The sequence below is a fragment of the Pantoea phyllosphaerae genome, from assembly GCF_051025595.1.
Taxonomy (GTDB): Bacteria; Pseudomonadota; Gammaproteobacteria; order Enterobacterales; family Enterobacteriaceae; genus Pantoea.
In genome coordinates, this window is record NZ_JBPFDE010000004.1 from 248,766 (window position 1) to 261,210 (window position 12,445).

General features: G+C 60.3%; 9 protein-coding genes. 6 read left to right on the forward strand and 3 right to left on the reverse strand.

All coding sequences use genetic code 11. The features are described from left to right. The first annotated feature begins 25 nt into the window (after positions 1 to 25). The 3 genes from lptF to ACR6A7_RS08220 all read left to right on the forward strand — a co-directional run bounded on the left by lptF (position 26) and on the right by ACR6A7_RS08220 (position 3,240). Positions 26 to 1,126, forward strand: a complete 1,101-nt coding sequence (lptF, locus tag ACR6A7_RS08210; protein ID WP_434124337.1) for an LPS export ABC transporter permease LptF — start codon at positions 26 to 28, stop codon at positions 1,124 to 1,126. After that, entirely contained in the window at positions 1,126 to 2,202 is a 1,077-nt protein-coding gene (gene lptG, locus ACR6A7_RS08215; protein ID WP_434124338.1) for an LPS export ABC transporter permease LptG, read from the forward strand. The genes lptF and lptG overlap by 1 nt, the downstream gene beginning before the upstream one ends. A gap of 153 nt (positions 2,203 to 2,355) precedes the next feature. Beyond that, a complete protein-coding gene (locus ACR6A7_RS08220; protein WP_434124339.1) occupies positions 2,356 to 3,240 on the forward strand; it encodes an Rpn family recombination-promoting nuclease/putative transposase in 885 nt (294 codons plus the stop codon). Positions 3,241 to 3,325: 85 nt separating this feature from the next. Here ACR6A7_RS08220 and ACR6A7_RS08225 read toward each other — a convergent pair whose 3' ends face one another. The 3 genes from ACR6A7_RS08225 to ACR6A7_RS08235 form a co-directional block, all read right to left on the reverse strand. After that, entirely contained in the window at positions 3,326 to 4,606 is a 1,281-nt protein-coding gene (locus ACR6A7_RS08225; protein WP_434124340.1) for a DUF445 domain-containing protein, read from the reverse strand. Positions 4,607 to 4,647: 41 nt separating this feature from the next. Next, positions 4,648 to 6,150 (reverse strand): helicase HerA-like C-terminal domain-containing protein, encoded by a 1,503-nt coding sequence (locus ACR6A7_RS08230; protein WP_434124341.1) that lies wholly within the window; start codon positions 6,148 to 6,150, stop codon positions 4,648 to 4,650. 140 nt (positions 6,151 to 6,290) lie between these two features. After that, on the reverse strand, positions 6,291 to 7,862 hold the full coding sequence (locus ACR6A7_RS08235) for an ABC transporter substrate-binding protein (protein WP_434124342.1): 1,572 nt from the start codon (positions 7,860 to 7,862) through the stop codon (positions 6,291 to 6,293). Between the two features lie 583 nt (positions 7,863 to 8,445). Between ACR6A7_RS08235 and ACR6A7_RS08240 the strand changes: the two genes are divergently transcribed. From ACR6A7_RS08240 to ACR6A7_RS08250, 3 genes are read left to right on the forward strand one after another with little or no spacing between them, the layout of a single operon-like run. Next, a complete protein-coding gene (locus ACR6A7_RS08240; protein ID WP_434124343.1) occupies positions 8,446 to 9,174 on the forward strand; it encodes a gluconate 2-dehydrogenase subunit 3 family protein in 729 nt (242 codons plus the stop codon). Between the two features lie 34 nt (positions 9,175 to 9,208). Beyond that, the gene (locus ACR6A7_RS08245; RefSeq protein WP_434124344.1) at positions 9,209 to 10,978 is read left to right on the forward strand and encodes a GMC family oxidoreductase; all 1,770 of its coding nucleotides are present in this window, start codon (positions 9,209 to 9,211) and stop codon (positions 10,976 to 10,978) included. A 4-nt stretch (positions 10,979 to 10,982) separates the two neighbouring features. After that, on the forward strand, positions 10,983 to 12,239 hold the full coding sequence (locus ACR6A7_RS08250; protein WP_434124345.1) for a c-type cytochrome: 1,257 nt from the start codon (positions 10,983 to 10,985) through the stop codon (positions 12,237 to 12,239). Positions 12,240 to 12,445 lie beyond the last annotated feature (206 nt).

The following is a 12,445-nucleotide window of genomic DNA, read 5'->3' on the forward strand; positions in this document are numbered from 1 at the left end:
ACAAGTTATCACAGGCGTACTAAGCGTGATCATCATTAGATATCTGGTTCGGGAGACGCTCAAAAGCCAGCTGGCTATCCTTTTCATCCTGCTGCTTATCTTCTTTTGTCAGAAGTTAGTGCGGATTTTAGGGGCTGCGGTGGACGGCGAAATCCCAACAAATCTCGTTCTGACTCTGTTAGGGCTTGGCGTGCCTGAAATGGCACAACTTATTCTGCCGTTGAGCCTGTTCCTGGCGATCCTGATGACCCTGGGCAAGCTCTATACCGATAGCGAAATCACCGTGATGCACGCCTGCGGATTAGGCAAAAGCGTGCTGGTGAAGGCGGCGATGGTGCTGATGCTGCTCACCTCCGTCGTGGCGGCGGTCAACGTTATCTGGCTCGGTCCCTGGTCCTCGCGCTATCAGGACGAGGTGACGCAAAACGCTAAAGCCAACCCTGGCGCGGCGGCGCTCGCGGCCGGCCAGTTCCAGAGCTCCAGCGATGGCAGTTCGGTGCTGTTTATCGAAAACGTTAAGGGCAACCAGTTCGGCAACGTCTTCCTGGCGCAGCTGCGCGCCAAAGGCAACGCGCGACCGTCGGTGGTGCTGGCGGACAGCGGCCATATGGAGCAGCGCAAAGACGGCTCGCAGATAGTGACGCTGGATAAAGGCACGCGCTTCGAAGGCACGGCGCTGCTGCGCGACTTCCGTATCACCGACTTCACCCACTATCAGGCGCGAGTCGGTTATAAAGAGGCGACGCTCGATCCAAACGACGCCGAGCAGTCCGATCTCAACACGCTGCTCAGCAACAACACGCCGGCATTTCGCGCCGAGCTGCACTGGCGCTTTACGCTGATCTTCGCGGTGCTGGTGATGGCGCTGATGGTGGTGCCGCTCAGCGTGGTCAACCCGCGTCAGGGACGCGTGCTGTCAATGCTGCCCGCGATGCTGCTCTATCTGATTTTCTTCCTGCTGCAGAGTTCGCTGAAGTCGAATGCGGCGAAAGGGCGGCTCGATCCGGCGATCTGGATGTGGGTGGTGAATATCAGCTATCTGCTGCTGGCGGTGGCTCTTAACCTGTGGGATACGGTGCCGATGCGCCGCGTGCGCGCCCGCTTCAGCCGCGGAGGTTCCGTCTGATGTTTCGCGTTCTCGACCGGTATATCGGTAAAACCATTTTCAATACCATTATGCTGACGCTGTTCATGCTGGTGTCGCTCTCCGGCATCATCAAGTTCGTCGATCAGCTGCGCAAGACCGGGCAGGGCGCCTATACCGCGCTGGCTGCCGGTTACTACACGCTGCTCAGCGTGCCGAAGGATATTGAGATCTTCTTCCCGATGGCGGCGCTGCTCGGCGCGCTGCTTGGCCTGGGCACGCTGGCGCAGCGCAGCGAACTGGTGGTGATGCAGGCGGCGGGCTTTACCCGCATGCAGGTGGCGCTGTCGGTGATGAAAACCGCCATCCCGCTGGTGCTGCTGACCATGGCGATCGGCGAGTTTCTCGCCCCGGCGGGTGAGCAGATGGCGCGCAACTACCGCGCGACCCAGCTTTACGGCGGCGCGCTGGTGTCAACGCAGAGCGGCCTGTGGGCGAAGGATGGCAACAACTTTATCTATATCGAACGCGTGCGCGGCGATAACCAGCTTGATGGCGTCAGCATCTATAACTTCAGCGACGACCGTCGTCTGAAGAGCGTGCGCTACGCCGCCAGCGCCACCTGGGACCAGGCGAACAAGCGCTGGAACCTGGCGCAGGTGGATGAGTCGGACCTTAACGATCCGAAGCAGATTAGCGGTTCGCAAAGCCTGAGCGGCGAGTGGAAAACCAACCTGACGCCGGACAAGCTGGGCGTAGTGGCGCTCGATCCCGACGCGCTGTCGATTCGCGGCCTTTATAACTACAGCAAATACCTGACGCAGAGCGGCCAGGAGTCGGGACGCTACCGGCTCAATATGTGGAGCAAGATTTTCCAGCCGCTGTCGGTGGCGGTAATGATGCTGATGGCGCTGTCGTTTATCTTCGGGCCGCTGCGCAGCGTGTCGATGGGCGTGCGCGTGGTGACGGGCATCAGCTTCGGCTTCCTCTTCTACGTGCTCGACCAGATCTTCGGCCCATTGAGCCTGGTCTACGGCCTGCCGCCGGTAATGGGCGCGATCCTGCCCAGCGCCGCCTTCTTCGCCATTAGCCTGTTCCTGCTGGTTAAGCGGCGTTAAGCCCGGGCAACAACCCAGAAGCAAAAATGAGGCCGCAATTTGCGGCCTCACTCTTATAACTCGCTGAAAACCGGTAGCCTTAACCGGTATCGCTAATGACTCGCTTTTTCAGCTATGCCAGGCTCTGCGCAGGTTTTTTCAGAGTCAGGAAAGATGAAGAAGAAAAAGAGTACGCCGACCCCGCACGACGCCGTCTTCCGACAGCTTCTCAGCCAGCCGGACGTGGCGCGCGACTTTATGGAAATCCACCTGCCGCCGCAACTCCTTGCGCTCTGCGACCTCAGCACGCTCAGGCTGGCCTCCGGCTCTTTCGTGGAGGATGATCTGCGCCCTTGCTTCAGCGATGTACTTTACAGCATGAAAACCCGCAGCGGCGACGACGGCTATGTGCAGGTGCTGATTGAGCATCAGTCGACGCCAGACAAACAGATGGCGTTTCGGCTGTTGCGCTACGCGGTGGCGGCGATGAAGCGCCACCTCGACGCCGGACATAAGAGATTGCCGCTGGTGATACCAGTGCTGTTTTACGTCGGTCAGCGCAGCCCTTATCCATATTCAACCTGCTGGCTGGACGGGTTCAGCGACCCGGCGCTGGCCGCCGCGCTTTACGGCAAGGCTTTTCCGCTGGTCGACGTCACCGTTATTCCTGACGATGAAATCGTGCAGCATCGTCGTGTGGCGGCGCTGACGCTGCTGCAAAAACATATTCGCCAGCGCGATTTAGCAGAGATAATGGACCTGTTGGTAGCAGCCTGGCAGGCGGACAAATCTTCATCACAAACACTCCCGCTGGTAAACTATATTATTCAGGCAGGCGAAACCACAGATGCCAGCGCCTTTGTTCGCGAACTGGCGCAACGAATGCCGCAACATGAGGTCCCACTGATGACAATTGCAGAACAGCTTAAGCAGGAAGGTGAGCTAAAGGGCAAACTGGAAGTCGCGCGCAGCCTGCTGAAAATGCAGCTGCCGCGCGATACCATCTTGCAGGCTACCGGGCTGACGGAAGAAGAATTAGACCGCCTCGACGACCAGTAACCGTCCTAAGCTGTACTCCACACCGATCAACGCCATAAAAGAACCCGCCTTAACAAGCGGGTTCTGTTTTTCGCCTTGCGGGGTGTTAACGCGCCAGCAGCGGCAACAGCGCCGGCAGCTGCGACAGCAGATAGAGGATCAGCCCGATGGTGCCGCCCACCAGCGTGCCGTTGATGCGGATAAACTGCAGATCCTTGCCGATATTCAGCTCGATCTGCTGCGACATATCGCGCGCGTCCCAGCTCTTCACCGTATCGCTGATATGACGCGTCAGGAAGGCGGCGAACTCCGGCGCGACGCTGCGCGCGGCCTCCTCCAGATGTCGGTTCATCGAGGCGCGCAGCGCGTCGTCGCGCGCCAGGTTCTCGCCCAGCCAGAGCGCCGCCTGACGCACCTTCTCCTGCACGCGCGAGTCGTCACTGTTGAGATCGGTTTTCAGCCAGGCGCGCAGGTCGTTCCACAGCTCGCCGATATAGCGGTTCAGCGACGCGTCCTCTTTAATCCAGCGCTTGATCTCCTCCGCGCGCGCCGCCATCTCGGGATCGTGCTTCAGCTTCTCAATCAGCCGATCCACCGCGCGGTTAAAGCCGAGGCGCAGCTCATGGCCCTGATCGGCCGCCACATCGTCCAGCACCGAATCCACGGCGTTGGCGACCAGCTCGGCGCTGTGCTCGCCCAGCCAGTCGGTCGGCAGCATTTTGGCCTTGATGGGGTGCTCGCGCTTTAGCCAGCGCACAATCTGCAGGGCGATAAAGTCGCGCGTGGCGGGCTTGTGCATCAGGCGCAGCAGTTGATCAATCGCCGCGTCGAGCAGCTCCTGATGGCGGTTGTTTTTGGTCAGGCTCTCCAGCAGCACCGCGCTGGTCTGCGACAGATCGACCTTGTCGATGGCGCGATGCACCGCGCGGCGCATAAAGGCCTGGATGCGCGCGTCGTCGGTAAGATCGAGGAAGCCGCGCATCACCTGCAACATATGACGCCCGACGCGGTCGGCATTGCCCGGCGCGTTAAGCCACTGCGCCAGCATCTGCGCTGGGTCGTGGCGGCGGATCAGCGCCAGCAGCGAGTCGGTATCCAGAAACTTCTCCTGCACGAAACGGCCGAGGTTGTCGCCGATGCGATCTTTATTGCGCGGAATAATCGCCGTATGGCGCGAGATAAAGGGCACCGGCACGCGGCGAAACAGCGCGACCACGGCGAACCAGTCCGCCAGCGCGCCGACCATCGCCGCTTCAGCGATCGCCTTCACGCCGCTGACCCAGAAGTTGGGCGGCAGAAAAAGGGTGGTGATAAAGGTGGCGGCGGCCAGCAGCAGCAGGCCGAGCGCCAGACGTTTAGTCCGTTTAAGTTCGCGTAATTTATCCATGCTCACAGCTTAGCAGAGGCGAAACCGCCGCGGAAACCGCCTTAGCGACGGCGCCCGCCCAGCAGGCTGCCGAGCACGCCGCGAATGATCTGGTTAGCGATCTGCCGCGTGGCGCTCTTCGCCACGCTCTGCACGATGCCGTCATGCTTGCCGCCGCGCGGGCCGGTATGGCCGAACAGCACCTTTTTCAGCCCGCCAAGAATGTTGTCGTCGACCTCGACCTGATTGCCTTTCGCCTGCGGCGCATTGGCCTGCTCGCTGGCGCCTTTCACGCCCTGCTGCAGCTTCTCATAGGCGGATTCGCGGTCGACCTCCTCATCATATTTGCCCGCCAGCGGCGAGTGGTTAATCAGGCCGTTGCGCTCGTCGAGGGTAACCGGCCCCATGCGCGAGCCAGGCGCGATCACCATCGCGCGCTCGACCACCGACGGGCTGCCTTTTTCATCCAGGAAAGCGATCAGCGCTTCGCCGGTGCCCAGCGCCTGAATCGCCTCAACGGTGTTGAAAGCCGGGTTGGCGCGCAGGGTGTCGGCGGCGCTCTTCACCGCCTTCTGATCTTTCGGCGTGAAGGCGCGCAGCGCGTGCTGCACGCGGTTGCCGAGCTGGCCGAGCACGCTCTCGGGCACGTCGGCGGGGTTCTGGGTAACGAACCAGACGCCGACCCCTTTTGAGCGGATCAGGCGCATCACCTGTTCCACCTTCTCCAGCAGCACCGGCGGCGCGTCATTGAACAGCAGGTGCGCCTCGTCGAAGAAGAACACCATCTTCGGCTTCTCCAGGTCGCCCACCTCCGGCAGATGCTCGTAAAGCTCCGACAGCAGCCACAGCAGGCTGGTGGCGTAGAGCTTCGGCTGCTGGTAGAGCTTGTCCGCCGCCAGGATATTGATAAAGCCTTTGCCGTCGGCGTCGACGCGCATCAGGTCGCGGATATCGAGCATCGGCTCGCCGAAGAAGTGCTCTGCGCCCTGCTGCTCCAGCGCCAGCAGCCCGCGCTGGATGGCGCCCACCGACGCGCTGTTGATATTGCCGTACTGCGTCTGGAAGCTTTTGGCGTTGTCGCCGATGTACTGCGTCATCGCGCGCAGATCTTTGAAGTCGAGCAGCAGCAGTCCCTGATCGTCGGCGACGCGGAAGATAATCTGCAGCACGCCGCTCTGGATCTCGTTGAGATTCAGCAGGCGCGCCAGCAGCAGCGGGCCGAGGTCGGAGACGGTGGCCCGTACCGGGTGGCCCTGCTCGCCGAAAACGTCCCACAGCATCACCGGGCTGCGCTGCGGCTGCCAGTCGGTGACGCCGATCTTCGCCAGCCGCGCCAGCAGTTTCTCGCTCTGCTGGCCTTCTGTCGCGATGCCGGTCAGGTCGCCTTTCACGTCCGCCATAAACACCGGCACGCCGATGGCGGAGAAGGATTCAGCCAGCTTCTGCAGCGTCACGGTTTTGCCGGTGCCGGTCGCGCCGGTGATCAGCCCGTGGCGGTTCGCCATCGCGGGCAGAAGGTGGAGTTGCACATCGGGCGTCTGGGCAATAAGCAGCGGGGCGGTCATAGGTTCACTCTCTGGCAAAGGACAGTGTCTGAAGGATAGCAAGCGCGGCGGGGGAAAGTGAGAGGATTGCGCTGAAACGGCTGTGCGATATAAGCGCCGTTAAGGCTGGCGCGCGGAACGATGCCCGCGCGCCACGAGAGTTATTTTTGCACCTCGTCCAGCAACAGCATGCTGACGCCGATGCCCTGCTTAACGTTGCTGAGATTCTTGCGCACCGCCACCTGCTGCGCGCCCTGCAGAATAGTGACGAACGGCGAGTTCTGCTGCACCTCGGTCTGCAAATGGGTGTAGAGCGCGCGGCGCTGCTCGGCATTGCTTTCGCCCGCCGCCTTGCGCGTCTCGGCGCTCAGCGCCGGGATATCCCAGCCCACGCGCCACGCCAGGGTTTTCGAGCCGCCCGGCACGTTATAGGCGAAGGCGCTGGCGTTGGTGTTCGGGTCGATATAGTCCGCGCCCCAGTAAATGAAGATGGACTGGAAGTCGCGACCGCGCATTTTGCTCCACAGCTCCGACTCCGCCACCGGCTGAATATCCAGATTAACGTCCGCTTTCGCGAAGCTCGCCTGCAGCGCCTGCGCCACGTCGATATAGGGCGGCTGGTTTACCACCGTCAGGGCGATATGGGTGCCCGGGGCGATGCCGCCATCCTTCAGGATCGCCTTTGCCTTGCTGACGTCGTAGTGGAACGGGGTGGTGTTGAGCGCGCCGTCAAAGCCGTCCGGCAGGAAGCTCTGGTGGATGCGGTACTGGCCTTTCAGCAGCTGGTTGGCGAGGCTGTCGTAGTCCACCAGCCAGCGCGCCGCCTGCCACAGCGCCGGGTTGCCGAGCGCCGGCTGCTGGGCGTTTTTGGTGTTGAAGCCGAGATAGTAGACCAGGCTCGACGGGAAGGCGTCGATACGCACGTTGGCATCGCGCTTCAGCGCGGCGATCTGATCGGGGCCGAGCTGGTAGGCGACATCGACGTCGCCCTGCTGCACCAGCAGACGACGGGTGCCGGGATCGGCGACGCCCTTCAGCAGCACGCGCTTCAGGTGCGGCTGCGGTACGGCGTGCGGATTGGCCTCCAGCACCAGTGCCTGCAGCGGCACAAACTGTTTGATAGAAAACGCGCCGCTGCCCGCGGAGTGGGTCTTCAGCCAGCCGTTGCCGGTGTCGTTGTTGCTGGCGTGCTGCAGCGCGGTTTTGCTGTCGACGACTGAACTGACCGGCGCGGTGAGCAGGCGCAGCGCAAGATCCTGGCCGATTTGCGCCGGCCAGCGGATCGCCAGCTGGTGGTCATTGAGCGCCGTGAACTGGCTGTCGATATTCTCCGGCGTCCAGCCGAACTCGCCGAGAATAAACGAGGGCGCTTTGTTGAGCTTTACCGCGCGCGTCAGCGAGAAGATGACATCCTGCGCGGTCACCGGATTGCCGCTGACGAAGCGCGCATCGGGATTAAGGTTGAAGATCAGGCTATGGGGCGTTTCGCCCGGCTGCCAGCTGCGCGCCAGCAGCGGCGACAGCTTTTGCGGATCGTCTTTATTCGGCTCCGCCAGCGTCTGGTAAACATTACGCAGGCTGCTGTTGCTGACCGTTTCAAAGCTCTCTGCCGGATCGAAACTGATAATGCCGTCGAGCGGCACGGCGATAACCAGCGTATCTTTCGGCGTCCCGGCGTGCGCCATCGGCGCGAAGGCCAGCGCGCTTAACATCACAAGCAAAATGCGTCGCATAGAAGTTTATCCTGAGTCGTTGATAAACCGACTATATCCGCGGCGCGCCAGAGTCAAAATGCCGCTTTGTTATGAGCTTTGCATAAAAAGATCGTCTGCTATTTTTCGCGCTTTTCACTGTTTTAGCGCGGTGGGGATGAGGGGAATGCATTTATTCAGCCGCCGCCTTAAAACAGTCGCGTGATAAAAGAGCGATCACATTTTCCGCTATATGTCATTGCTGCTGTAATTAAGTGAATATATTGTTGCTGATGAGAATAGTTCTCTTGTATGGAAGTATGATTTTTTTTGATTGATTATTTTTAGCAACTGTCACGCAGCGCAAATAAAAATGGTCCTGCGCACAAATTTTCTGTTCAATAAACCATCAATTGTGCATTTTTAAACAAAATTCCTGTCTTCACAGCCCGTTACCCGTCTGTAACCATCCAATAACACAATTATAAATTTTCACTAAAACACATTTCTACTTTTATTGTTACATTTAGACATATCTATATCCCTAATATTGCCGCGGAAATGACCGATAAGATTTGTGTTTAACAAATATATTACTTTTACAGCAAGTGAGAGTCGTGCCGCTATGCTTCTTGATAAACCCACCACCAGACGAAAGTTTTTGCTCGGGTCTCTACTGGCATTGCCGCTAGGTGACCTGGTTTTAAAAGGGCTGACCGCCGCACAGGCAGCAGAAATGGCCGCGCCGGATCTGGCCGATTATAAACCGGGCTTTTTTAGCGCGGACGAGTGGCAGTTTATTCTGGCCGCAACCGATCGCCTGATCCCGGCAGGCGGCAAAGGCAAAGCGCCAGGCGCGCTGGAAACCAACGTGCCGATCTTTATCGACCAGCAGCTGCAGACCAGCGAGTTCGGCGACGAGATCTACCTGCAGGGCCCGTTCAACGTCCACGCCGATCCGACCTTCGGCTACCAGATTCCGTTCACGCCGCAGCAGATGTACCACACGGCGATCAAGCTGGTGACGCAGTGGGTGCAGACTACCTATAACAAGCCGTTCCAGCAGCTCACGCTGGAAGAGAAAGATGACGTGTTGACCAAACTCAACAAGAACGGCATCGACTTCGCCGCGCTGGGCGAAGGCAATCTGAAAGCGTCGCAGTTCTTCAGCCAGCTGCTCTCTGATACCAAGCACGGCTATCTCGCGGATCCGATGTACGGCGGTAATAAAGGCATGAAAGCCTGGATCGCCATCGGCTTCCCCGGCGCGCGCGCCAGCTTCACCGAATGGGTGAAGCAGCACAACGTGCCTTATCCGCTGGGGCCGGTCAGCCTTTTGGGTGAACGCGCTTAACGGCGTTGAATCAGGTATTTGAGACAGGATTATCATGGCACAGATTACTAAAAAAGAAGTCGACGTCGTCGTTTGCGGCCTCGGCTGGGCCGGCTCGCTGATGAGCATCGAACTGGCGCTGGCGGGCCTCGAAGTGCGCGCCCTGGAGCGCGGCGGCGAGCGCGACTACCCCGATTTCGCCTACCCGAAACCGGCTGACGAATACGCCTATAACGTGCGTAACAAAGTGTTCGCCACGCCGAAAGAGGTGGCGGTCACCGTGCGTTACGACACCACCCAGACCGCGCTGCCGACCCGCAAATGGGGCGCCTTCGCGCCGGGCACCGGCGTGGGCGGCGCAGGCATGCACTGGACGGCGGTTCTGATCCGTCCGACGCCGACCGACATCAAGCTGAAAACCTACGTGGACGAGGCCTACAAGCCGGGCATCCTGCAGGAAGATATGCGCGTGATGGACTTCCCGTTCACCTGGGATGAGATCGAGCCCTACTACTACAAGTTTGAGCTGATCTGCGGCCAGTCGGGCACCACCGGCAACCTGCGTGGTCAGATTCTGGAAGGCGGCGACCCGTTCGAAGGCCCGCGCTCCGAGCCTTATCCGCTGCCGGCGCTGGAAGACACGCTGAACAACGTGATGTTTAAAGAGGCGGCGACGAAGCTGGGCTACCATCCGTTCCCGAACCCGTCGGCGTGCGTCTCCCGCGCGTGGAAAAACCCGTACGGCAACCAGATCGCCCCCTGCAACTACTGCGGCTACTGCTCGAAGTATCCCTGCCTGAACTACTCCAAAGCGTCGCCGCAGACTGCGGTGATGGATGCGCTGAAGCGCATGCCGAACTTCTCCTACGAAGTGCACGCGGAAGTGGTGAAGGTGGTGCTGCATGACGACAAGAAGACCGCCAAAGGCGTGATCTACTACGACGTCGACGGCAATGAAGTGTTCCAGCCGGCGAAAATTGTCGTGCTCTCCAGCTTCCAGCTCTACAACGTGCGTCTGATGCTGCTCTCCGGCATCGGCAAGCCGTACAACCCGATCACCGAAGAGGGCGTGGTTGGACGTAACTACGCCTTCCTGTCGAACGGCGGCGCGACCCTGTTCTTCAAGGATAAAAACTTCAACCCGTACGCCACCGCAGGCGCCACCGGCCAGATGTTCAACGACATCTCGCCAGGCAACTTCGACGGTCCGGGCCTCGGCTTCCTCGGCGGCGCGAAGATCCACAGCTCGCAGGCCACCGGCACGCCGATTGCCACCTCGCTGCCGAAAGGCACGCCGAGCTGGGGCATGGGCTACAAAGAGGGTCTGGAAGAGTGGTACGGCCACTCCATGAAGATCAGCATTACCACGACCTGCCAGTCGTACCGCGACGTCTATCTTGACCTCGATCCGAACTACACCGACCACCGCGGCCAGCCGCTGCTGCGCATGACCTTTAACTGGAAACAGAACGAGCTCAAGCTGCAGCAGTACCTGAAAGGCATCGTCGGCAATATCAGCAAAGAGCTGAACCCGGACAGCATGAGCATGAGCTTCCTGCCGATGGACGCCAACTTCGACCTGACCAAGTACGTCTCCACCCACAACGTGGGCGGCGCGGTAATGGGCGACAACCCGAAAACCTCTGCGCTGAACAAGTATCTGCAGAGCTGGGACGTGCATAACGTGTTTGTACCGGGCGGCAACGCTTTCCCGCAGAACTTCCAGGCGAACCCGACCGATACCATCGGCGCGATTACCCTGATGGCGGCGCAGGCGATCAAGGAACAGTATCTGAAGAACCCCGGTCCACTGGTACAGGCATAAGCATATGAAACTGAAATCATTGTTACTCGCCAACGCCGTGCTGCTGGGATGCATGGCGAGCCAGGCGCATGCGGAAGATGAGGCCCAGCTGATCAAGAAGGGCGAATACCTGTCGCGCCTCGGCGACTGTATGGCCTGTCACTCTGTTGCGGGCAAGCCGGACTATTCCGGCGGGCTGGCGATTGAGTCGAACCTTGGCACCATCTATTCGACCAACATCACGCCGGACAAAGAGCACGGCATCGGCAACTACAGCGAGCAGCAGTTCTCCGACGCGGTGCGCAAAGGCGTGCTGCCGGACGGCTCGCGCCTCTATCCTGCGATGCCGTACCCGGACTACGCCAAAATCAGCGATGAAGATATGCACGCGCTGTATGTCTACTTCATGAAGGGCGTGCAGCCGAGCGCCGAGCAGCCGCCGGAGACCAGCCTGAGCTTTCCGTTCAGCCAGCGCTGGGGCATGCGCTTCTGGAACTGGGCGTTCACCAGCGACAAGCCGTTCCAGCCGATCGGCGGTGCCTCTGAAGAGATTAACCGCGGCGCCTATATCGTCGAGAGCCTCGGCCACTGCGGCAGCTGCCACACGCCGCGCGGCCTCGGCATGAACGAGAAGGCGCTCGACAGCGGCGATGAGAAGTTCCTGGCGGGCGGCAGCCTGAATAACTGGGACGTGCCGTCGCTGCGCGGTCTGCCGCGCTGGAGCGAGCAGGAGATCGTCGATTACCTGCAGACCGGCCGTAACGATAAGGCGGCGGTAGGCGGCGAGATGAAGTCGGTGATTGAGCACAGCAGCTCGCACATGACCGACGCCGATCTCAAAGCGGTCGCGGCCTATCTGAAGTTCCTGGGCGGCAATCCGCCGCTGCAGGCCTACAACGTGCAGGCGCAGCAGCAGACCGAAGCGAAGCTGACGGCGGCGAAGAACCTGAGCGAAGGCGAGCGTCTTTACATCGACAACTGCGGCGCCTGCCACTTTGTTACCGGCAAGGGCGCGCCGGGGATTTTCCCGGAGCTGGATCAGGCGACGATTGTTAACGCCAAGGATCCGACCGGACTGATCCACACTATCCTGGAAGGCGCGCAGCAGCCCTCTACCGAGAAGGCGCCGTCGACGCTGGCGATGCCGGGCTTCGGCAAGCGTCTGAGCGACGACGAAGTGGCGCAGCTCGCGACCTTTATCCGTCAGGGCTGGAGCAACAATGCGCCAGCGGTGAGCAAGGATCAGGTTGCGGATGTGCGGAAGTCGCTGAAGCACGACTAAAGGGCACTGCGTCTTCTTTCAGACGGCTGAGAAGTAAGAGAAGGGCGCCGCGGCGCCCTTTTTTGTTGGCTGTTATGTGCAGACGCAGGTGACAAGGCCCGATCGCAAAGGCGCTTTACGCATCCTTGCCCGCTCGGCCCGCGACATCCCTGTCGCGGGACGCTTTGCTCTTCGGGCCATGTCACCCGCGTTTCAAGTTTGTTAGC